Source organism: Kytococcus aerolatus (assembly GCF_900187395.1).
In the GTDB taxonomy this organism is placed as follows: domain Bacteria; phylum Actinomycetota; class Actinomycetes; order Actinomycetales; family Dermatophilaceae; genus Kytococcus; species Kytococcus aerolatus.
In genome coordinates this window covers 1,306,902-1,328,480 of record NZ_FYEZ01000001.1, presented here as the reverse complement: position 1 = coordinate 1,328,480, position 21,579 = coordinate 1,306,902, and the positions used below count along the sequence as shown (strand labels likewise).

Here is a 21,579-nt window from a genome sequence, read left to right as displayed (position 1 = left end):
GGGGGTCACGTCCAGGAGTCCTTCGCGGCCCGCTCACGCAGCTGGTCGAGGCGTTCCCGGGCGTCGTCGAGGTCGTCCGCGGCGATGCCCTCCCGCACCCGCTCGGCGTAGTGGCCGGGCAGGTCGCTGACCTTCACGTCGCTCTCCTCGGCGTGCACGGAGAGCTCCCGGCCGGCGAGGTCAAGGTCCAGCCCGCGACGGATCTCCACCCTCCCGTCGGCCTCGGTCAGGAAGTACGAGCGCGAGGCCCACCACCACACTGCTCCGGCGGCCAGGAGCAGCAGGGCCAGCAGGCCGATCAGCCAGGACAGCCAGCGGCGGCCGCCCCCCCGCCCGGCACGGGGCTGGGCGTCGAGGACGTCCTCGTCCTCCGACAGGGCGGTGACCGGCTCCCCGTCGTCACGGGTGGCGACGCCGATGCTCGTGCTGCCGACGAGGCTCTCCCGGGTGATGGTGCGGGGGGCGAAGGCCCGCTCCCCGATGACCAGGCGGCGCCCGTCCAGGGTGATCGACCCGTCGTCGGCGATCGGGACGGCCTGCGTGGGGGCGTCCTGGGACTCCGGCTCCCGGAAGTCCTCCAGCAGCAGGTCGTCCTCGGCGGGCTGGAGGTGTTCCTGCCCCGGGGCGAGGCGGGCCGCCGCGCCGACGGTCTGCGGGGTCGTGCTGGGGGCCGCCCCGGCACGGACCACGTCGGCCACCACCACGGTCACGTTGTCGCGCGTCCCGGCCCGCCGGGCCAGGTCGACGAGGGTCTGGGCCGTCTCGCCGGGATCCTCGCCGGCGGCGAGGACCTCGTGGATGGTCTCGTTGCGCACGTAGTCGCTCAGACCGTCGGAGCACAGCAGGAAGCGGTCGCCGAGGGTCAGCGGCATCACGCCGTGGTCCGGCTCGTCGTCCGGTCGGCCCGAGAGCACCCGGGTGATCAGCGAGCGCTGGGGGTGGCCCCAGGCCTCCTCCTCGGTGAGGTGCCCCTGGTCGATGAGCAGCTGCAGGAAGGAGTGGTCGTGCGTGATCTGCGTGAGCCCGCTCTCGTGCAGGCGGTAGGCCCGCGAGTCACCGATGTGGGCGATCGCCAGGGTCTCGGCGCTGCGCAGCAGGGCGATGCAGGTGGTGCCCATCCCCCGGGTCTCGGGGTGCTCCTCGACGATCTCGGCGAGTCGCTCGTTGGCGACCGCGATCTCGCCCAGGAGGGTGTCGCCCACCTCGTGGGCGACGTGGGTGTCCCCGTCGAGCTCCGCGAGGTGGTGCACGACGACGGCCGAGGCGGTGTCACCCCCGGCGTGCCCGCCCATGCCGTCGCACAGCAGCAGCAGGTTGGGGCCGGCGTAGCCGGAGTCCTCGTTGCGCTCCTTGGAGCCCAGCCCGAGGTCGGAGCGGGCGGCGTAGTGGAGGTCGAACATGCTCAGGGCCTCGCTTCGAGATGGGTCTCACCGACGCGGATGCGGGTCCCGACCAGGACGGGGACGATCTCGTCGCCCAGCCGCTCGTCATCGACCCAGGTGCCGTTGGTGGAGCCGAGGTCCTCGATCACCCAGCCGTGGGCGTCGGGGCTGATCATGGCGTGTCTCCCGGAGGCGCTGTCGTCGTCCAGGGAGAGGCTCGCCTCGGGATTGCGTCCGATGAGGACGGGGCGCTGGCCCAGCTGCAGGGAGGCGCCCCGCAGGGGGCCCTCCACGACGACCAGGCGGTGTGGCTCGCGGGGTGCGTCCTCCCGGCCGGGGCGGTCCGGGTGGGCCTCGTCGGGCATGGGCGTGCGGACGGTGCTGCGCTCGCCCGAGCCCCGGCGACCGCGGTGGGTGACGACGCGCGCGCCGTAGAGGTCCGACTGGAGCACCTTGAGGGCGAGCAGCACGAACAGCCACAGCGCCACGAGGAGCGCCAAGCGCAGCACCGCGACGGTCAGCTCGCTCACGGGGCGTCGAGGTGCACGGTGACGCGGGTGCGGCCCATCACGACGACGTCCCCGTCGGCGAGCCGGGCGTTGCGGACCAGCTGGCCGTCCAGGTAGGTGCCGTTGGTGGAGCCGAGATCGCGCAGGGAGACGTCGGAACCGTCGGCGGAGACGGTGATCTCGGCGTGACGGCGGGAGGTGCCGGGGTCGGCCAGGGTGATGTCGCAGCCCACGTCACGGCCCAGGGTGGTGGTGTCCTGCTCGAGGCGGTGGCGGGCGCCCTCGATCTCCAGCCACGGGCGGGCCACCGAGCGGGTGCTGCGGGCCGCCGGGACGGTGGCGGCCGGGCCCGTGTCGGGGGTGGAGTCGCCGTCGGCCGGGGTGCTCGCGGCAGCTGCTGCGGGGGCCGCCGGGGCCTGCACCGGGTGGTCGACCCGGGCCTCGGCCTCGCTGCGCTGTGCCTCCTCCTGCGCCTGGCGCTGTGCCTCCTGCTCGGCGCGTTCCTGGGCCGCCTGCTCCCGGCGCTGGGCCTCCTGCTGCTCAGCGCGTTCCCGGGCCTCCTGCTCCCGGCGCTCGGCCTCCTCGCGCTCCCGCGCCTCCCGCTCGGCGCGCTCGGCCTCCTTGCGGGCGGCCTTCTCCTCCTTGCGCTGCTGCCGCGTGCTCACCGGGGCCGCCACGATCTCCTCGCCGGCCTCCGGGGCCGTCTGCTCGGCGGGAGCGGCCTGGGCCTCGGCGATGGCCTGCTCGTCGACCTCCCCGAGGTAGCGGGCGTCGGTGGGCAGGCGCTGGCCGGAGGTGTGGCGGTCGATCACGTCGTCGAAGCGCTCGTGGCTGGCGTCCCAGGTGTCGATGTCGCCGCGCTCCTCGAGCGTGGCGGGATTCCGCACGGTGGCGTGGTGCAGCTTGTACACGCCGGGGTTCAGCTCGGGGTCGGCCACGAGCTCGATCTGCAGCGGACCGCCGGGGGTGTAGCGCTGCTGGGTCACGTACTCCTGGGCGTCGGCGATGAGCGCGTCGGTGATCGCCTCGTCGTAGGAGATGAGACGGTCGAAGTCGTCGTCGGAGAGCTCGACCGTGAAGACGTTCGGGACGATGGTGCGGTGGCGGTTCACCACGGCGGCCCGGGAGTCCATGGCCTTGCGGATGGCCGACCCGATCTCCACCGGCTGCAGGCGCTCCTTGCGGAACAGGCGGGCGAAGGGAGCGGTGAAGGCGCGCTCCGTGCCAGCCTCGAAGCGGTCGAGCATGCCCATGTGGTGCCTCCTGGGGCGGTTGGTGTGCCGGGGCGGCGACGTCCTGACGAGGCAGCGGACGCGGCCGTGCTGGACGGACGGGACTGCCTTGCCCTCGATGGTACTTCCCGCCGCCTCCCGCGGGCTGGTCCTCCCGGTGGATCCTGGCCTCCTCGCGACCGGGGTGGCGGTGGGAGGGGCAGGCCCCGGGCAGGTCCCGAGCAGACCCCGACCTGCGTGATTCGTGCGTACCGCCCCGGAGGTGCTAATGTGTGCCGTCGTTCCCCCGGGAGCCGACTGCGGATCGTTCGCAGGGTCCTCCGGAGAAGCCCACGCGCGAGTGGCGGAATAGGCAGACGCGCACGGTTCAGGTCCGTGTGCCCGAGAGGGCGTGGGGGTTCAACTCCCCCCTCGCGCACCAGACGAAGAGGCCCGGCAGAGATGCCGGGCCTCTTCGCGTCGTGGGGGTCTGGTTCCTGCTCTTCCTGCCCCAGCGCTGGGAGCGTTCCCGGATGCTGGCCCTGCTCCACCGCCTGCGCTCGGCCGCCCACGTCGTGGACATGCACCAGCTCACGGAGGACCCGGAGAACCTCCGCCCGGGCTACCGCCCCACGGAGGCGTCGGTGCAGGACCCGATGGGGCGCCCCGAGATGGGGCACTACCTCGAGTACTGCGCCGAGCTCCTGCACCTGGTGGGCAAGGTGGCCGCGCTGTGCGCCGAGGCCTCGGACGACGACCTGGTGCTCGACACCGTCTCGGACGTGGAGCAGCTGACCAGCGGACTGGCCGGCACCATCTGGCGGAAGATCGCGCTCCTCCCCGACTGAGCACCGGAGGGCGGCGTGCCTGGGCGCGTTAGCGCGCCCCGCGCGGGACGTGGGGTGGCGCGTCTGCTCGGCTCAGCCCCGGCCGCGGGCCCGGTCCAGCCCCACGAAGCCGGCGGCGAGGACGAGCCCGAGGGCGAGGACGCCCAGCACGTTGAGCCCGGCCCGGGCGGCCCCGAGGTCCACCACGTCGAGGAATCCGTACGGGTAGGTGCCCGTGGCGGCGCCGCGGGCCAGGGTCCAGGCCACCCACACCAGCGGGATCACCAGGGCCCGGGGCACGTGCCCCCACCGCAGCAACCGGCGGGGGCCGACGAGCCACCAGGTGCCCAGCGCGAGCAGCGGGGTGAGGCCGTGGATCCACGGGTTGGTCACGTGCTCCAGGCCACGCACCTCGGTGGTGGGGGCGAGGACCACCCAGTAGACGAGTGCGGTGATCGTGATCATGAGCAGGGCGTCCAGGAGGAGGACCGGCAGCCATGGGTGGTGCCGCCTCCCGGCCCGGCCCGGTGCGTCCTCCCGTGCGCCCCGGCGGGTGGGGCCCCCGGCCGCGGTGGTGCCTTCTCCTCGGGTGCCCCGGCGTGCGAGGGCACCGGCCGCGAGGGCAACGACGACGTTCGACCAGATCGTGAAGTAAGAGAGGGCGTCCACGAGTCGGGCGGGCACCCCTGCCCAGCCCGCCGGGTGACCACCGAACTCCGAGGTCCTCTCCGGCGGCACTGCCTCGATCCCCGAGGTCGACAGGGCGACCGTGGCGACGACACCGGCCCCGGCAACGAGCGCGACCATGCGCCACGTCGGGGCGACGCCGGACAGCCCAGATCGCCCGCCGGCCACGTCAGCGGGCCTCCGACGCGCGGGCGGTGATCTCCGCCAGCTGGACCTGCACCCGGTGGTAGGCGTCGGCGCTGATCGCCTTCCACAGCCGGAGTGCCAGGCGCGGGTCGTCCTCCTCGAGCCGGGCCAGGGCGGCCGCGTCGAGCACCCGGGTCTCGACCTCCTCCAGCGCGGTGACGGTCAACCAGTGCCGGTGGTCCCCGACGAGGCCAAACTCGCCGAAGCTGCTGCCCGGGCCGAGGACGTTCACGCGGTGCTCCTCGTCGTCCTCGTCGGCGTGCGTCGTCTGCACCGATCCGGTGACGACCACGTGGATGCCCGCGAAGTCCTGCCCCTCCTCGATGATCACGTCCCCCTCCCGGTGGGTGCGCGGGCGCATGATCTCCTCGAGCTGCTCCACGTCGGCGGGGTCGAGGGCGGTCATGAGGATCGCGTCGGAGACCTCGATCGTCTCGGGGCGCAGGTCCTCGTCCCCGTGGCGGGACAGCAGGAAGTCCTCCACCGCCTCGATCGCCGCCCGTCGCTGGCGGCGGACGATGACGCCCGGCTGGTTCCTCCGGGACCCGTCCGGTGGCGAGGTGGTGCGCGTGGTGAGCCGCTCCGTGGCGTCCTCGGTGAACACGTGCCCGGAGTCGTCCACCAGCACCACGAGCCGTCCCTCGTCGGCGTGCTCCGCGGCCACCCGGACCAGTCCCTCGCGGGCGAAGCGGGTGACCTCGGTGACGCGGCGGACGTCGAGGACCACGGCGTCGACCTCGGTGAGCCGGCTCAGCTGCCGCATCACGGACTCGGCGGGGCCGAAACCCAGCTCGCCCTGGATCTCCACCACGCGGCTCCGGTCCCCGTGCTCGGTGAGGAGTCGCTCGGCGGCGGGGGCGCGGCGCACCCCGCTGGGGGTGTCCGAGACCGGGTAGGAGCTGCGCACCGCGGCGTGCCGCACCCGGGCGCCGCGCATGAGGTGCAGGTCGAGGGCGTCGGAGAGGGCCTCGCAGGCCAGGACGCCACGTTCGGAGTTGCCGTGCTGGTCGAGCAGGGGGGAGTAGACGGCCAGCCCCACCTGGCCGGGCACGACGGCGATGATCCCCCCGCCGACCCCGGACTTGGCGGGGAGGCCGACCCGCACGATCCACTCGCCGGCGTCGTCGTACATGCCGCAGGTGGTCATGACGCCCAGGACGCGGTCCACGACGGCCTGGTCGAGGAGGCGCCGTCCGGTGCGGGGGTGGATGCCACCGGTGGCCAGGAGGGTCGCCATCATCGACAGGTCGGTGACGGTGACGTCGATGGAGCAGGCGGCGAAGTAGTCGTCGGCGATCGCCTCGGGGCCCTCGCTGATGAGGCCGAAGCTGCGCATGAGGTGGGCGAGGGCCAGGTTGCGGTCCCCGTCCTCGCGCTCGAAGGCCAGCACCTCGGGGTTCACGGTGAGCTCGCGGTCGGCCATCGTGGAGAAGGCACGGCGCAGGCGCTCGCGGCGGGTCTCGCCCTCGCGGGGGCCGGTGGGGGCGTCCGCGCTGACCCCGCCGGTCGGTGTCGCCGCGCGGGTTCCGTCGGTGGGTGTCGCCGCACTGGTCCGGCCGGTGGTCTCGTCGTGCGAGCTCGCACCCTGGTCGGGGGTGTAGAGGCTGGCGCCGTCCTCGACATAGGGGTTGCTCGAGCGCCCGGCCACGAGGGAGGTGGCGGCGATGGCCCCGGCGTTGATCATGGCGTTCGAAGGGCGGCCGCTGCCCTCCTGGAGCGAGATCTCGTTGAAGGCCTCGCCGGAGGGTTCCACGTCGATCACGGCGTCGACCGCCTCGAAGCCGGAGTCCGCGAGGGCCACCGCGTAGGTGAAGGCCTTGGAGATGGACTGGATGGCGAACTCGGTGGTGGCCTGACCGTGGGTGTAGGTGTGGCCGTCGACGGTGGTGAGGGCGATCCCGAAGTCCGTCTCGTCGACGGTGCCGAGGGCCTTGACGAAGGCGGCGGTCTCACCGTCGGCATGGTCCCGGAAGCGGGCGTGCACCCGGGCCAGCAGGTCGTCGAGCGGGTTGGCGTGCTGTGGGTCGGCCATGGGAGGGATCCTTTCACCGCGGGTGGCGGGTCCCCCCCCGGGGTGTACGAACCCACCTCCCATGGTAGGGGTTCGAGGAGATCCGGGGGTGGTGATCTCCTCCCACGAGCGGTTGACGGGATCTGGGGTGGTCGCCAGCATGAGAGGCGCCGGAGAGTTCCGGCCGGTGCCGTCCGGTGCCGCAGACACCTGAGGAGAATCATGAAGTTCTCGAAGTTCGCAGCCGTCTCCGTGGCCGGCGTCGTGGCCGCTGGCGCCACCTTCGCCGGTGGCACCGCCGCCCAGGCCGCTCCCGGCGACCTGCCGGCCTGCACCAAGTTCACCGGCAACGGCACCCACAAGATCACCGACGTCGACGGCGACGGCAAGGCCTCCGCCGGCGACAAGATCGCCCTGACCGTCACGCTGACCAACGGCACCAACGGCGACGTGCCCTTCCACAGCTTCAGTGCCCCGTACCAGGACGCCAACGGTGGCAACGCGTACTACACCGTCCGCACGGAGCAGGACACCCTGCCGGCCGGTGGCACGGTGACTCTCACCGGTGAGCACACCATCGCCGACGGTGACTTCGGCAAGACCGACCCGGTGACCCTCCTGGGTCCGGCCTTCGAGTACACCGTCAATGGTGTGCCGTCCTGCATGGTGCAGCTGGACAACATTTCCTTCCAGGGTGACGACCTCGGTGGTGAGGAGCCCAAGCCCGAGCCGGCCCCGAAGCCCGAGCCCGAGCCCAAGCCGGAGCCCGAGCCCAAGCCGGAGCCCGAGCCCAAGCCGGAGCCCGAGCCCAAGCCGGAGCCCGAGCCCAAGCCGGAGCCGAAGCCCGAGCCGGCCCCCGTCATCGACACCGGTTACATGACCGAGGACAACACCGCGCTGGCCGGTGCCGCTGGTGCCGCCCTGCTGCTGGCCGGTGGTGGCGTGGCCGCCGCCGCTCGCCGCAACTGACCGATCCGGTCCCTCTGAGGGGCGCGCGCACCACCTGGTGCGCGCGCCCCTCGCCGCTGTTCGCGTCAGGGCACGTGTGAGGGCACGCCGGAGCAGTCGAAGTGCACCACTGCTCGCCCGTCGGCCTCCCGCTCCACGCTGTGCCGCACCCCCGGCGCCTCCACGAGCCGGTTGTGTCTGCCGCACAGGGGAATCGCGTTCCGCAGGTCCGTCCTCCCACGAGCTCTGCTGACTCCCTCTCCTGCCCGCCCGTCACCCGGTGAGCCGCGCCTCGCCGCCCACGGTTGATCGTGATGGACCTGGCACCAGCTGAACGGTCGATCGCACTCGGCGGCCGCGCACTCGTCGTAGATCCGTGACAGGACCACCCGCTGGGCGTCGGAGAAGAACCGGCGCTGCGTCCCCAGGTCCAGCGGGAGGCTGTCGCCGCCCAGGACGCTCGGGATGATCCCCGCCGCTGCGGCGAGCCGTCGCACCTCCCCGGGCGAGATTCGGTGCGCGCCGTCGGTGACCCCGGCCCGGTCGGTCTCACCGCGGAGCGTCGTGAGGTCCGTGTGCACGACGACCGCCGCCGCCACCTTGTTGTGCAGGTGGTCGGTCGGCACGCGCTCGACGAGCTCCGCGAGGGCCAGGCCCCGCAGGTGCATGAAGTCCTCCTGCTGCTCGCGCCAGTCGTCACTCCCGTGCGCTGCCGGGGCCGCCGCCGGCGAGGGCGCCCGGCCGCCTGCGCTCGACGCGGCCTGCTCCCCGGGACGGATGCGCCGGCTCGGCGACACCATCGCCTGCAGAACCCGCTCCAGCGCCAGGGCTGGGAGGGTGGGCAGCACGGCGTGGAGCACGGAGGTCCCGTCGTCGCGGTGCGTGATCGAGGCACGGGTCTTCCGCCAGGCAGCCTGTTCCTCGGCCTCGACGAGCCGTGCCTCGTGGGCATCCACCGCCGGGGCCGGGCGTTCGAGGGCCTCGAGCGCACGGCGCGCCGCGCTGCGCAGCGCCGAGGGGGAGAGGCGCTGGGCGCGCTCCACGAGGTGCTCCTCCACACGCTGCCGCTCCGGGGCGGTGACGTCGTCCGGGAGGTCACGCAGCGCGCGGTGGATCACCTCGGCGTGGCGACTGCTCAGCAGTCCCCGGTCCAGTGCGACCCCGGTGGGCGTGCGTGCGACCGCGGCCCCACCAGCGGTGTCCGGCCGGTCGTGCGTCGGTTCCACGGGCAGCCCGCCGACCGGCGCCGCGGGGCCGTGCCCCAGCTCCCGTGCGAGGGCGGCGTCGCGCCGGGCCTCACGCAGGTCGCGCCGCCCTCCCCGGGCGAAGAACTGACCCTCGTCGAGGTGGGGGACGGCTCCGGCTTCCCGGTGGTGGGTCATGAGGGAACCCACCCGGAGCCGGGCGGACTCCAGCCGGTTCACTGCCCGGGTGATCTCCCCCTCGAGCCGTGCGAGGTCCCCCGGGGTGTGGCTCCGCGCGTCAGGGTCGGCCCCGCCCAGGGCGTCCAGCAGATGATCCACGGCTCGGTGCGTGGCGACCAGGGCCGAGGCCGCATCGACCGGCTCTCGTGTCTCGATGGCCATGCCCACCCCCTGCGCGCTCGCGTCGTGCCCTCACCGGCCAACCCCCGTTGCCAATGACCCCATCATAGTACACAAGATCCAAGTAGGCAAACATCTGTACCAAGGGTGTGGAGGGAGGCCCCCGGGCACGAGGAAGGGGGCGGACCGCAGCGGTCCGCCCCCTTCCTCCCGCGACAGGGTCACCTGCCGCGTGCGTCAGCCCTGGCTGCCGCGCGTCGTGATGCGGGGCGCGCGCGACGGGCGCGAGGACCGACCGGAGCCGCCCTGGTTGCTACGACCGGAGCCGCCCTGGTTGCTACGACCCGAGCCGTCCTGGCTGCCACGGCCCGCGCCGCCCTGGCCCGCGCCCCGGGACCGGCCGCCCTGACGGGGCCCACCCTGACGGGAGTCGCCACCCTGGCCGGACGAGCGCCCGCCACCGGCGCCCTGGCCACCGCGGCCGGAACCACCCTGGCCACCGCCGCGGCGTGAGCGCGAACGCCCGCCACCACCGCCCTGGCCGCCACGCGACGGCTGCTGCTGCGGGGCCGGGACCACGGGCTCGTTCGAGGGCTCGGCGAAGACGCGCTCACCCGGGGCCAGCTCCGTCAGGATCGGAGAGCCCGCCACAGCCGTGCTCTGGCTCTCCGGGCGGATCTTCGCGGCCCGCATCAGCGACCGGACCTCACCACGCTGGTCCGGCATGGCGAGCGTGATGACCGTGCCCTCGGCGCCGGCGCGGGCGGTGCGGCCCGAGCGGTGCAGGTAGGCCTTGTGCTCGGAGGGCGGGTCGGCGTGCACCACGAGGGCCACGTCGTCCACGTGGATGCCACGCGCCGCGATGTCGGTGGCCACCAGGGTCTTCGCGGTGCCCTCGGAGAAGGCCGCGAGATTCCGCTGGCGGGCGTTCTGGGAGAGGTTGCCGTGCAGGTCCACGCTGGGCACGCCCATCGCGGTGAGCTGCTTGGCCAGCTTCTTCGCGCCGTGCTTGGTGCGGGTGAAGACCACGGTGCGGCCCGGTGCGGCGGCCAGGTCGCGGAGCACGCCGACCCGGTCGTCCTTGGCCACCTCGAGCACGTGGTGGGTCATGGTCGACACGGGCGACTCGGCGGAGTCGGCCTCGTGGGTCACCGGGTCGTGGAGAAACTTGTCGGCGATGACCTTGATGCCGCCGTCGAGCGTGGCGGAGAAGAGCAGCTTCTGCCCGTTCCGCGGGGTGGCGGTGAGGATGCGCTTCACGCCGGGAAGGAAGCCCAGGTCGGCCATGTGGTCGGCCTCGTCGAGGATGACGATGCCGGCCTCGGAGAGGTTCGCGTGGCCCTGACCCATGAGGTCCTCGAGGCGGCCGGGGCAGGCGATGAGAATGTCCACACCCTTGCGCAGCGCGTTGACCTGCGGGTTCTGCCCCACGCCACCGAAGATGGTGCGCGTGGTGAGGCGGGCGGTGGCGGCCAGCGGGGCGATGGCGGTCTCGATCTGCGTGACGAGCTCGCGGGTCGGCGCCAGGATGAGGGCCCGCGGGCGGCCCGGGGCGGGACGGCGGTTCTCGGCGGCCAGGCGGGCCACCAGCGGGATGCCGAAGGCCAGCGTCTTGCCGGAGCCGGTGCGGCCGCGGCCCAGGACGTCGCGCCCGCCGAGGGAGTCCGGCAGGGTGGCGGTCTGGATGGGGGTGGGGGTCGTGATGCCGGCCTCGGTGAGGACGCGGACGAGCTCCTCCGGGACGCCGAGGGCGCCGAAGGAGGCACCCTGGTCGGCGGCGGGCAGGGTGGGGTGCACAGAAGTCAAGGGGGTATCTCTCGTGATTCGTCGGTGTCTCGCGCGGCACCGTCCTCCACGTCGTCGTGGTCGGTGCGGCAACAGGGCTCCGTGTTCATCCGCGACCTGAGGGTCGGGGTACGGGCATCATCACCGGGGGCCCGCCGCAAGACGGAGCGGGCCAAGCACGCGCCACCCTACCCCGCTGAGGCACGATCTCCCTCATGGACACCCTCCAGCACGCCGATGCCGTGACCCGCCGGGTCGACCTCCTGCCCACCGGGCCGGTGGTCTCGCTGGCCCGTCGATTCCCCGTGGACCCGCGGCGCCTGTGGCAGGCCCACGAGGCGCTCGCGCTCCCCGAGGGGGAGCTGCAGGTGGAGCTGGGGGAGGCACCCAACCGGCTGCGCGGCACCCACGAGCGGGGCGGACGGACGGTCGCGCTGGTGGCCCTCGACGTAGTGCGGGAAGGTGGGCACTGCCTGGCCACCCTGCAGGTGGCGCCGGTGGAGGAGGAATGGCGGGAGGCGGCCCTGCGCTGGGACCGGGTGCTCTGGCAGCTCGGCCGTCGCGTCGACGACGACGCCCCCACCACCGCCGAGCCCACCGCCGCGGAGGTCGAGCAGTTCACTGCCGCCGCCCGCGAGCTCTGGGAGGTCGCCGCGGTGCAGGCGGGGGCGTGAGGGGAGCCCTCCTTGCCGCGCCCTGCCCACCTCGGCTCAGGCGGGCGGCACCAGGGTGAGCCAGTGCTCGTCGATGCGGAACCCGAGGGCCGCGTTGGCGCGCAGGATCGCGGTGTTCCGCATCGACCCACCCGAGCGGATGCGGGTGGCCCCACCGCGGAGGAGCTCGACCACGGCTGTTGCCTTGAGCGCACTGGCCACACCGCACCCTCGCCACGCGGGTGCGACCACGGTGATGTGCACCTCGGCGTACGCGGAGTCGGGACGGGCGTCCACCCAGGTCATCGCGACGAGTGATCCACCGTCGAAGGCGCCGAATCCCCGGCGGCCGGGGCCGGGAGTGGCCTGCTCGAGGGTGAGCCCCGGGTGCGCTGTCGCCGGGCCACCCGGGTAGTCGGCTGCGGTGGCGGCGTCGAGCGCCAGGACGGCCTCGACATCGTCCGCGGTGAGCGGTCGCAGACGCAGCGCAGGATCCAGCGCCGCCGCTCGGGCGTCCAGCGTCTCCAGCATCCCGGGGCCCGCGTCGAGCTGGGCGCCGAAGGACTCCTCGCTCACCTGCCAGCCGGCTTCCACGAGCTCGCGGTGGCGAGGGCTGCCTTGGCGCACGACGGCAGGGGAGTCGGTCATGACGCGTCCTCCCTCAGGCCAAGCCGAGCTCCCGGGCCTCGTCCCACAGCTCCTCGCGGACCCGCGGGTGGGCCGCCTGCTCGATGAGGGCCGCCGCCTGCTCCCGCTCGGAGCGCCCGAGCAGCTCGGCCACGCCCTGCTCGGTGACGATGGCGGTCTGCTGGAAGCTCGTCACCGGCTCGTCGAGCAGCGGCACCACCGTGGAGACGTCCGCCTTCGGGTGCCAGGAGCGCAGCCCGATGAGGCTCTGCCCACCCTTGGAGTGCAGCGCGCCGACGATGAAGTCAGTCTGCCCGCCGAACCCGGAGTGGATCCGGGCGTCGATCCGGGAGGCGTTGGCCTGGCCGAACAGGTCCACCTCGAGCGCCGAGTTGATGGACACCATGGCCGGCTGCTGGGCGATGAGCCCGGGATCGTTCGTCCGCTCGGTGCGCAGCATCCGCACGCGCTCGTTGCCGTCGAGCCACTCGTAGAGCTCCGTGGAGCCGAAGCAGAACGAGGAGACGATCGGCTCGGACTCGTCGAGCGCCCCGAGCCGATCCAGGGCCAGCACCCCGTCGCTGAACATCTCGGTCCACACCCGCATCCCGCGCCGGTCGCCCAGGCGGCTGAGCACGGCGTCGGGGATGGCGCCGATGCCGGTCTGCAGGGTGGCGCCGTCGCCGATGCGGGCCGCGATGCGCTCGCCGATCACCTGGCCGGCCTCGTCCAGCGGCGGAACCTCCCCCGGGGTGGTGAGCGGTTCGTCGATCTCCAGGGCGAGGTCGATGTGCTCGACCGGGATCTGCGAGTCGCCGAAGGTGTAGGGCATGCGCGGGTTGATCGCGGCGACGACCAGCCCACCACGGGCGCGGCAGGCCTCGACCACCGCTGGCATGATGTTCGTCTCCACACCCAGGCTCACCATGCCGTCCCGGGGCGGGGCCACGTGGACGAGCACGACGTCCGGGGGCAGGGTGCTGCTGAAGAGCAGCGGCACCAGGGAGAGGCGGCAGGGCACGTAGCGCAGCCCGGGGCGGCGACGCTGCCCGCCGCCGACGAAGCAGGTCTCCAGGGTGACGCCCTCGCGCTCCGGCAGGCCGGGGGCGGCGTTCAGCGCGTGGAGGGTGTAGCGCTCGAGCGCGCCGTCCACCACCTCGAGCCCGGCCCCGGGGGCGGCCATGCTCCCGGAGCAGACGACGCGGGGCTCGCCGGGGAGGGCGGACAGGGTGGTGGCCAGGGCCTCAGCGCTCACGACCTTCATACGAGCCATTTTCACCTACGACGAAAGCCGCCGCGCAGACGGTCGGGCCGGCACGGGGTGGTTCACGCCCCTGCCGTCCGGGAGGCGCGACCCCGACGGGAGAGAAGAAACCAGACGTGACGCAGGTCCTCACGGTGCGTTATCGTTCTGTGCCCCTCGCCGGGCACAACGCCACGAGACGCAGACCAGGAGGAACGATGCCGCGCCACCGCACCACCCCGCGCACTCCCCTGGTCCGTCGTCTCCACGTCGACCTCATGCGCACCCACACCAGCGCCTGTCGGTGACCTGACGCACCGCACCGCCCCTGCCCCGGCTCCCCGGGGCGCACCACCCCGCGTGCCCGCGCCGCCCCTCTCCGGGGGCACGACGCGTGCGCGCCCCCTCGTCAGGAGAACGCATGATCCTCACCGGCCTCGCCGTCGGTCTCGCCCTGGGCTTCGTCTTGCAGCGCGGTCGCTTCTGCATCACCGGGGCCTTCCGTGACGTCTGGCTCACCGGCTCGACCCGCTGGCTCACCGCCTTCGGAGTCGTCATCGCCGCCCACGCCGTGGGCCTGCTCGTCCTCACCACCACCGGGGTCGTCACCCCGCAGGTCGACCCGCTGCCGCTGGGCGCCGCCCTCGTCGGAGGCCTGGTCTTCGGTGTCGGAATCATCCTCGCCGGCGGGTGCGCCACCGGCACCTACTACCGCTCCGGGGAAGGCCTCGTGGGCAGCTGGTTCGCCCTCGTGCTGTACGCCCTCACCGCCGCGGCCATGAAGTACGGCCCGCTCGCCCCGCTCACCACCTGGGCCCGCGAGCAGACGGTGGGCGCGACCACGATCGACGCGACGCTGGGCGTCCCCGCCTGGACCGTCGTGGCGGCCCTGGCCGTCCTCGTCGGGGCCGCGGTGGTGCACCACCTGCGCCGCGACGCCGCCCGTCCCGCCGTCGCCTCCCTCCCGCCGCGCCGCTCCGGCCTCGCCCGGGTGCTCCTGGAGGCCCGCTGGCACCCCTTCGCCACCGCCCTGGTGATCGCCGCCATCGCCCTCGTGGCCTGGCCGCTCAGCGCGGCGACGGGCCGGGTCGGCAGCCTCGGCATCACCACGCCCTCCGCCAAGGCCGTGAACTTCCTGGCCACCGGTGACCTGGCGATGGTCGACTGGAGCGTGCTGCTGGTGCTCGGCATCCTGGCCGGCTCGTACGTGGCCGCCCGTGCCAGCGGCGAGTTCCGGGTCCGGGTGCCCGACGCCTCCACCGTCCAGCGGTCCATCGTCGGCGGCGCACTCATGGGAGTGGGTGCCGCCCTGGCCGGTGGGTGCACCGTCGGCCACGGCATGGTGGCGACCGCCCAGCTCAGCTGGGAGGGCTGGGTGGCCACCGGCGCGATGCTGCTCGGCGCGGGCCTGGCCGCCCGGGTGGCCGTGGCGGGCCGTGCGTCGGTCAACGAGGCCGTGCCCGAGGCGTCCCCGGCCGCAGCCGGCCCCGCGCCGGTCCTCACCCCGGCCTGAGGCCCACCCCGCCCTCCGGCCCCCGTCGTCCGTGCGGCCCACGCCCGTGAGGCCGCCCACCCCCACCGAGGAGGAACACCATGGCCCGCTACACCCTCGAGACCGCCGGGCAGGTCTGCCCCTTCCCCCTGCAGGAGGCCACCCGCGCCATGCAGCAGCTCGAGCCGGCCGACGAGCTCGTCATCGGCTTCGACTGCACGCAGGCCACCGAGTCGCTCCCGCTCTGGGCGGCCGAGCACGGCCACCAGGTGACCGAGTTCGACCGCACCGGCGACGCCAGCTGGAGCATCACCGTCCGCAAGGGCTGACCAGCCCCGCCCGAGTGGCCGGGCCGCGGGGACCCCCCCGCGGCCCGGCCACCTGCGTCAGGCGTCGGCGCGCTCCCGGGCCCGCACGGAGACCCAGCCGATGGCCGTGAGCACCACCGTCGCCACGAGACCCACCACGAGGGCCGGTCGGGTGTCGGCGCTCCATCCCATCGCCCCGAAGACCACCAGCAGGAGCGCCGCGGCCACGAGGGACAGCCCCGGCCACAGCGGCACCGGGAAGGCCCCCGGCTCCAGCTCGCCCCGGGCCACGCGCCAGCGCATCACCGCGTGCGCGGCGAGGATGACCAGCCACACGAAGACGGTCGCAAAGCTGGCGAGCGTGGCCAGGGCCAGGAAGATGATGCCGGGCCAGACGATGTTGGCCACCAGCCCCACGACCAGGGCCGCGCCGACCACGAGCACGGCCGGCACCGGGACGCCGGAGGGGTGGACCTGCCCCAGGACCCGCGGGGCGCGGCCGTGGCGGGCGAGGCCCAGCAGGGTGCGGGCGGTGGCGTAGGTGATCGCGTTGAGCGCCGAGAAGGCGGCGATGATCACCACCGCGTTGAGCACGTGCCCGGCGGCCGGCAGGCCCACGGCGTCCAGGACCTGCACGAAGGGCGAGTTCTCCCCGGTGATGCCGGTCCACGGGGCGAGGCAGAGCATCACGCCGATGGAGCCCAGGTAGAAGATGGCGATGCGCCAGGGCAGCGTGTTCACGGCCTTGGGGAGGGCACGCTCCGGGTCGTCGGTCTCGGCCACCGTCATGCCGAGGGTCTCGATGCCGCCGAAGGCGAAGGCCACGATGCTCAGCGAGAGGACGATGCCGCTCAGCCCGTTCGGGGCGAACCCGCCGTGCTCCCACAGGTGGGAGACGCTCGGCTCGCTGCCGGGCAGGCCCGCGCCGGAGATCAGCAGGCCGATGCCGAGCACGATCATGGCCACGATGGCGCCGACCTTCAGCAGGGTCAGCCAGAACTCGGTCTCGCCGAAGAAGCGCACCGCCACGAGGTTGAGCACGAGCACGGTGGCGATCACGAGGGCCATCCAGATCCAGCCCGGCACGTCGGGCCACCAGTGGCCGAGGTAGATGCGCACGGCCGTGACGTCGGCGACCCCGACCAGGGCCATCTCCAGGGCGAACATCCACCCCATCACGAAGCCCATGACCCGGCCGAGGTAGGACTCGGTGAAGTCCACGAAGCTCGTGGCGTCGGGGTGGCGCAGGAGCATCTCGCCCATCGCCCGCATCACCACGAAGATGGCGAAGCCGGCCAGGGCGAAGGCGACGAGCACCGCGGGGCCGGCCACCTGGATGGCGCTGGCCGAGCCGAGGAAGAGGCCGGTGCCGATGGCCGTCCCGAGCGCGATGAAGGTGATGTGGCGGGTGGACAGGCCTCGCTCGAGGTGCTGGCCGGCGGAAGGGGCGTCCGTGGAGTCGGACCGGGCCGTGGAGGCAGTGGGCACAGGGGTCTCCTGGGAGGGGGCGGGCGGGTCGGGTCAGGCGGGGTCGGGGAGGCGCTCGCCGGTGGCGCCGTCGAACAGGTGCATGTGCTGCACCTCGGGGACCATCCACACGGTGTCGCCGGCGCTGGGCGGCGTGCGCCCGTCGACGCGCATGACGATCGTGGTGTCCGTGAGCTCCTCGTGGTCGTCCTCGTCGGTGACCACGGTCTCGAGGTGGCCGGTGCGGTCCTGGAGCACGCCGTGCACGTAGGCGTCGGCTCCGAGGGACTCCACCAGGGTCACCCTCGCCTCGGCGCCCTGGCCCTCGCCACCGGCGTTCATGTCCTCGGGGCGGATGCCGACGGTCACCGAGTCGGTGGTCAGGGCGGCCTCCTGCTCGCGGGTGAGCGGGATCTCGGTGTGGCCGAACTTCACCGCACCGTTCGCCACCGGGGCCTGGAGGAGGTTCATGGACGGGGAGCCGATGAAGCCCGCCACGAAGACGTTGCGCGGGCGGTCGTAGAGCTCGCGGGGCGGGGCCACCTGCATGAGGATCCCGTCCTTGAGCACGGCCACGCGGTCACCCATCGTCATCGCCTCGACCTGGTCGTGCGTGACGTACAGGGTGGTCACGCCGAGCTCGCGGGTGAGGGAGGCGATCTGCGTGCGGGTCTGGACGCGGAGCTTGGCGTCGAGGTTCGAGAGCGGCTCGTCCATGAGGAAGACCTGCGGGGAGCGGACGATGGCGCGGCCCATGGCCACGCGCTGGCGCTGGCCGCCGGAGAGGGCCTTCGGCTTGCGGTCCAGGTAGGGCTCCAGGTCGAGGATCCGGGCGGCCTCCTCGACGCGACGGTTGCGCTCGGCCGCGGGCACCTTGGCGATCTTCAGGGCGAAGCCCATGTTCTCCCGCACGGACATGTGCGGGTAGAGGGCGTAGTTCTGGAAGACCATCGCGATGTCGCGGTCCCGCGGCTCGACGTGGGTGACGTCGCGGTCGCCGATGAGGACGCGCCCCTCGGTGACCTGCTCCAGCCCGGCGAGCATGCGCAGGGTGGTGGACTTGCCGCAGCCGGAGGGGCCGACCAGGACGAGGAACTCGCCGGGGGCGATCTCCAGGTCGAGGTGGCTCACGGCCGGCCGGCTCTGGCCCGGGTAGACACAGCTGACGTCGTCGAAGATGACGTGGGACATGGGGGCGCTCTCTTCCCCGGCAGGTACGTGCCGGACGATCCGTCGGAAAGAAGGGGCACCGGCGGGTGGCCGGTGTGCGGGGAACCCTACGCGCGCCCCCGGTCAGCCGACCAGGCCGAGCTCGGTGGCCAGGAAGAGCAACGTGAAGGCGCTGAGGAAGACCACACCGGCCCAGGTGAGGCCGCGCAGCCAGCCGGGCAGGTGCTCCTCCCGGCGGACGAGCTGGAAGTTCAGCCAGGCGAACACGGGGGCGGCCACGAAGGCCGACATCATCGCGAAGCGGAGCAGCTCACCCATGTGCGCGTTGAACCACAGGATGATCGCCAGGGACACGGCCGCGATGCCGGTGCTCCAGGCCATGACCGCGCCGCGGCCGGCGTTGCCGGGGTTGCGGCGGATGTGGTGGAGGGCCTCGGCGCAGGCGCGGCCGTACCCGTCCACCACGGTGATGACCGTGCCGTACATGACCACGAAGGCCAGCAGGGCCATGAGCGGACGCGACCACTCACCCATGGTGCTGGTGTACATCGTGATGAGCTGCGGGATGTAGGCGCCACCGGACATCTCGATCTTCGTGCCGGTGCCGAACTGCACCAGGGAGCCCAGGACGACGAAGAGCACGGCCAGCAGGGCGGTCACGGCGAAGCCGACGTTGAAGTCCCACAGGACGTCCCGGCCGCTCGACTCGTGGTCCCGCTGCTTGCGCGCCACCCACAGGGACTGCAGCGCGGAGATCTCGATGGGCGCCGGCATCCAGCCCACCAGGGCGACGAGGAAGGGCAGGGAGGCCAGGGTCCAGGGGCTCGGCGGGACCGCGGCGGGGTCCCCCTGGGCGCCCTTGAACACGGCCACGACGACGGTGAGCACGGTGATGACCGTCAGCGTGATGACGATGACCTTGGTCAGCCCGTCGAGGACCGGGAACCGGCCGGCCATGAGGATGAGCCAGACACTGAGCATCATCAGCCCGGCGGTCCACGGCATGGACAGGACCCAGCCCGAGGGCAGGGCGAAGTTCAGGATGGTGGCGCTCAGGATGCCCACCCCGGCGGCCGAGATCACCGAGGAGACGGCGCACAGGATGAAGAAGACCCACACGTGCGGGCGGCCCCGGCGCGCGTAGCCCTCGACGAGGTTGTGCCCGGTCTCGACCGTGTACTGGGCGCCGAAGCGGAAGAAGGGGTACTTCAGGACGTTGGCCAGCACCACCAGCCCGATGAGCTGCCACTGGTAGAGGGCGCCGGCCTGCGTGGAGCTCACGAGGTGGGAGCCGCCGATGGCCGCGGAGGCCATGAGCAGTCCGGGGCCGAGCGCGGCCAGTCGGGAGCCCCAGGTGCCCGGGGCCTCGGGGGAGGGAGCTTGCGGAGTCGTCACGGTCGCCATGACGGGACGCTGCCACGGTGCCGGGCGGCTGTGAAACCACCCGCCTGTGGTTGGCCGGATCGAGACCGGATCGAGACCGGATCGAGACTGGATCGAGACCGGGCCGTGACCCGCGCAGCGCGCAGGTCACGGCCCGGTGGGGGTGGGAGGGCGTGGAGAGCCCGGTGGGTGGGGTGCCTCAGGCGGGAACCGGGGCGGCCACCCGCTGGTGGGCCCCGTCGCCCATCTCCTCGAGCTCCTTGCCCCGGGTCTCGCCGACGTACCGCCAGACGAAGACCAGGGAGAGCAGGGAGAACGCGGCGTACAGCCCGTAGGCGAGGGTGAGGCTCACGTCGGCAAGCCACGGGAAGGTCGTGGTGATCACGAAGTTCGCCAGCCACTGGGCGGCGGCGGCCACGCCGAGCGCGACCGAGCGGATGTTGTTCGGGAACATCTCGCCCAGCAGCACCCAGACGATCGGGCCCCAGGTGATGCCGAAGGCCACGATGAACAGGTTGGCCGCCGCCAGGGCGATCGGACCCCACGGGTCGGGCAGGCTCACCGACTGCTCGGCGCCGCTGCCGCTCACGGTGGCGTGGGAGAAGGCGAGGGCCATCGCGGCCAGGGAGAGGGTCATGCCGGCCGAGCCGGCCAGCAGCATCGGGCGGCGGCCGACCCGGTCGACGATGAGGATCGCCACCACCGTCACGACGATGTTGGTGATCGAGGTGCCGACGTTGATGAGCAGGGCCTGCGACTCGCCGAAGCCGACGGCCTGCCACAGCGTGGAGCCGAAGTAGAAGATCACGTTGATGCCGACGAACTGCTGGAAGACCGAGAGCAGGATGCCGATCCACACGATCGGCTTGAGCCCGGCGGCCGCGCCGGCGAGGTCGGAGAGGGTCTGCCGCTTCTCGGTGTTGATGGTGGCGCGGATGTCGTCCAGCTTGGCCTCGACCTCCTCGCCGCGCAGGCCGACCACGTCGCGCAGCAGGTGCGCGGCCTCGGCCTCCTTGCCCTGGGCCACCATGAAGCGCGGGGACTCGGGGATCGACAGTGCCAGGGCGCCGTAGACGAGGGCCGGGAGCAGCTCGGAGAGGAACATCCAGCGCCAGGCCTCCAGGCCGAACCACAGGTCCTGTGCGGCTCCGCCGGCGAGACCGGCCAGCCAGGCGTCGACGAGCAGGGCGGAGAACAGGCCGACGACGATGGCCAGCTGCTGCAGCGACCCGAGGCGCCCACGGACCTGCGAGGGGGAGATCTCGGCGATGTAGGCCGGGGCGAGCACCGAGGCCATGCCGATGCCGGCGCCGCCGAGGGCGCGCCACAGGACGAGATCCCAGGCGGTGACCGTGGCCCAGGAGCCGATGGCCGAGAGGGTGAAGAAGATGGCGGCGACGACCATCGCGCGGGTGCGGCCGATGCGGTCGGCCAGCGAGCCGGCGAACCAGGCGCCGGCCATGGCACCGAGCAGGGCGCAGGAGACGACGAAGCCGAGCATGCCCGGGGAGAGGTCGAAGCGCTCGCCAATGGCGTTCACGCCACCGTTGATGACGGCCGAGTCGTAGCCGAAGAGGAAGCCGCCGAGGGCGGCCACCAGGGCGAGCATCACGACCTGGGAGCCGGAGTTGGCCTCCCGGTCGGTGGGGACCACGGGTGCTCCGGCGCCACCGGAGGGGGAGGAGCCGCTGGGTGCGGCGTCTGCGGAAATCATGGCGCGCAGTGTGAGTCCCGGGAGCGGCGCCGGGCGGCAGATCCGCCGGGCGGGTCACGGATGTGGTATGGGTCACGGGTCGGGCTACGGTGGGTCCATGAGCACCTCGTCGGAGTGGACCCCGCCGCAGCCTCCCGCCTGGCCGCAGGAGGAGCACCCCGACGGCATCGCGGTGCTCGTCCTGGGCGCCCTCAGCCTGGTTCTCTTCCCGCCGCTGGGGATCATCGCCTGGTGGATGGGTGGGCGGGCGCGCCGCGACATCCTCCGCCAGCCCGGGCGCTACCGGAACGAGGGCCTGGTGACGGTGGGCTGGGCGCTGGGCATCGTCGGCACGCTCCTGACGGTCGTCATGGTGGCGATCTTCGTCCCGCTCTTCCTGCTGCCCTTCCTCCTCCTCGTGTTCGGCGCCTGACCGGTTCCCGTGCCCCACGG

The 21,579-nt window shown here is 73.1% G+C and carries 19 protein-coding genes and 1 tRNA gene; 7 read left to right on the top strand and 13 right to left on the bottom strand.

Going from position 1 to position 21,579, the window contains the following annotated elements; all coding sequences use genetic code 11:
- Positions 1–5: 5 nt before the first annotated feature.
- From CFT82_RS06270 to CFT82_RS06260, 3 genes are read right to left on the bottom strand one after another with little or no spacing between them, the layout of a single operon-like run.
- The gene (locus tag CFT82_RS06270) at positions 6–1,400 is read right to left on the bottom strand and encodes a PP2C family protein-serine/threonine phosphatase (protein WP_088818123.1); all 1,395 of its coding nucleotides are present in this window, start codon (positions 1,398–1,400) and stop codon (positions 6–8) included.
- A 2-nt stretch (positions 1,401–1,402) separates the two neighbouring features.
- On the bottom strand, positions 1,403–1,912 hold the full coding sequence (locus CFT82_RS06265; protein WP_088818122.1) for an FHA domain-containing protein FhaB/FipA: 510 nt from the start codon (positions 1,910–1,912) through the stop codon (positions 1,403–1,405).
- The gene (locus CFT82_RS06260; protein ID WP_088818121.1) at positions 1,909–3,144 is read right to left on the bottom strand and encodes an FhaA domain-containing protein; all 1,236 of its coding nucleotides are present in this window, start codon (positions 3,142–3,144) and stop codon (positions 1,909–1,911) included. Before CFT82_RS06260 ends, CFT82_RS06265 begins: the two co-directional genes overlap by 4 nt.
- A 313-nt stretch (positions 3,145–3,457) precedes the next feature.
- On the opposite strand from CFT82_RS06260, the gene CFT82_RS06255 reads away from it, so the two are divergent.
- Positions 3,458–3,544, top strand: a tRNA-Leu gene (locus CFT82_RS06255).
- A gap of 40 nt (positions 3,545–3,584) precedes the next feature.
- Positions 3,585–3,950, top strand: a complete 366-nt coding sequence (locus tag CFT82_RS06250; protein WP_088818120.1) for a hypothetical protein — start codon at positions 3,585–3,587, stop codon at positions 3,948–3,950.
- A 72-nt stretch (positions 3,951–4,022) separates the two neighbouring features.
- Here CFT82_RS06250 and CFT82_RS06245 read toward each other — a convergent pair whose 3' ends face one another.
- A complete protein-coding gene (locus CFT82_RS06245) occupies positions 4,023–4,736 on the bottom strand; it encodes a Pr6Pr family membrane protein (RefSeq protein WP_088818119.1) in 714 nt (237 codons plus the stop codon).
- Between the two features lie 49 nt (positions 4,737–4,785).
- Positions 4,786–6,834, bottom strand: coding sequence for a glutaminase (locus CFT82_RS06240; protein WP_143469505.1), 2,049 nt, complete (start codon positions 6,832–6,834; stop codon positions 4,786–4,788).
- 201 nt (positions 6,835–7,035) lie between these two features.
- Here CFT82_RS06240 and CFT82_RS11735 point away from each other — a divergent pair, with 201 nt between their 5' ends.
- Positions 7,036–7,782: a hypothetical protein gene (locus CFT82_RS11735; protein WP_159461875.1), complete on the top strand. Its 747-nt coding sequence runs from the start codon at positions 7,036–7,038 to the stop codon at positions 7,780–7,782.
- 65 nt (positions 7,783–7,847) lie between these two features.
- On the opposite strand, the gene CFT82_RS06230 is transcribed toward CFT82_RS11735, so the two are convergent.
- Both CFT82_RS06230 and CFT82_RS06225 read right to left on the bottom strand, forming a co-directional pair.
- The gene (locus CFT82_RS06230) at positions 7,848–9,347 is read right to left on the bottom strand and encodes a DUF222 domain-containing protein (RefSeq protein ID WP_088818117.1); all 1,500 of its coding nucleotides are present in this window, start codon (positions 9,345–9,347) and stop codon (positions 7,848–7,850) included.
- Between the two features lie 195 nt (positions 9,348–9,542).
- A complete protein-coding gene (locus CFT82_RS06225; RefSeq protein WP_234994336.1) occupies positions 9,543–11,102 on the bottom strand; it encodes a DEAD/DEAH box helicase in 1,560 nt (519 codons plus the stop codon).
- A 203-nt stretch (positions 11,103–11,305) separates the two neighbouring features.
- Here CFT82_RS06225 and CFT82_RS11730 point away from each other — a divergent pair, with 203 nt between their 5' ends.
- The gene (locus CFT82_RS11730) at positions 11,306–11,764 is read left to right on the top strand and encodes a hypothetical protein (protein WP_088818116.1); all 459 of its coding nucleotides are present in this window, start codon (positions 11,306–11,308) and stop codon (positions 11,762–11,764) included.
- 36 nt (positions 11,765–11,800) lie between these two features.
- Here the strand turns inward: CFT82_RS11730 and CFT82_RS06215 are convergent, their stop codons facing one another.
- Both CFT82_RS06215 and CFT82_RS06210 read right to left on the bottom strand, forming a co-directional pair.
- The gene (locus CFT82_RS06215; RefSeq protein WP_088818115.1) at positions 11,801–12,391 is read right to left on the bottom strand and encodes a GNAT family N-acetyltransferase; all 591 of its coding nucleotides are present in this window, start codon (positions 12,389–12,391) and stop codon (positions 11,801–11,803) included.
- Between the two features lie 13 nt (positions 12,392–12,404).
- Complete coding sequence (locus CFT82_RS06210; RefSeq protein WP_088818114.1) at positions 12,405–13,634, bottom strand: acetyl-CoA hydrolase/transferase family protein; 1,230 nt, start codon at positions 13,632–13,634, stop codon at positions 12,405–12,407.
- Between the two features lie 400 nt (positions 13,635–14,034).
- Here CFT82_RS06210 and CFT82_RS06205 point away from each other — a divergent pair, with 400 nt between their 5' ends.
- The gene (locus CFT82_RS06205) at positions 14,035–15,126 is read left to right on the top strand and encodes a YeeE/YedE family protein (RefSeq protein ID WP_088818113.1); all 1,092 of its coding nucleotides are present in this window, start codon (positions 14,035–14,037) and stop codon (positions 15,124–15,126) included.
- An 80-nt stretch (positions 15,127–15,206) separates the two neighbouring features.
- Positions 15,207–15,434, top strand: a complete 228-nt coding sequence (locus CFT82_RS06200) for a sulfurtransferase TusA family protein (RefSeq protein ID WP_088818112.1) — start codon at positions 15,207–15,209, stop codon at positions 15,432–15,434.
- A gap of 57 nt (positions 15,435–15,491) precedes the next feature.
- Here the strand turns inward: CFT82_RS06200 and CFT82_RS06195 are convergent, their stop codons facing one another.
- From CFT82_RS06195 to CFT82_RS06180, 4 genes are all read right to left on the bottom strand, one after another.
- A complete protein-coding gene (locus CFT82_RS06195; protein WP_088818111.1) occupies positions 15,492–16,901 on the bottom strand; it encodes an amino acid permease in 1,410 nt (469 codons plus the stop codon).
- Positions 16,902–16,934: 33 nt separating this feature from the next.
- Complete coding sequence (locus tag CFT82_RS06190) at positions 16,935–18,071, bottom strand: ABC transporter ATP-binding protein (protein ID WP_088818110.1); 1,137 nt, start codon at positions 18,069–18,071, stop codon at positions 16,935–16,937.
- 102 nt (positions 18,072–18,173) lie between these two features.
- A complete protein-coding gene (locus tag CFT82_RS06185; RefSeq protein ID WP_088818109.1) occupies positions 18,174–19,454 on the bottom strand; it encodes an NRAMP family divalent metal transporter in 1,281 nt (426 codons plus the stop codon).
- Between the two features lie 178 nt (positions 19,455–19,632).
- Positions 19,633–21,147, bottom strand: coding sequence for a sugar porter family MFS transporter (locus tag CFT82_RS06180; protein ID WP_088818108.1), 1,515 nt, complete (start codon positions 21,145–21,147; stop codon positions 19,633–19,635).
- 97 nt (positions 21,148–21,244) lie between these two features.
- Between CFT82_RS06180 and CFT82_RS06175 the strand changes: the two genes are divergently transcribed.
- Complete coding sequence (locus CFT82_RS06175; RefSeq protein WP_143469503.1) at positions 21,245–21,559, top strand: DUF4190 domain-containing protein; 315 nt, start codon at positions 21,245–21,247, stop codon at positions 21,557–21,559.
- Positions 21,560–21,579: the final 20 nt, after the last annotated feature.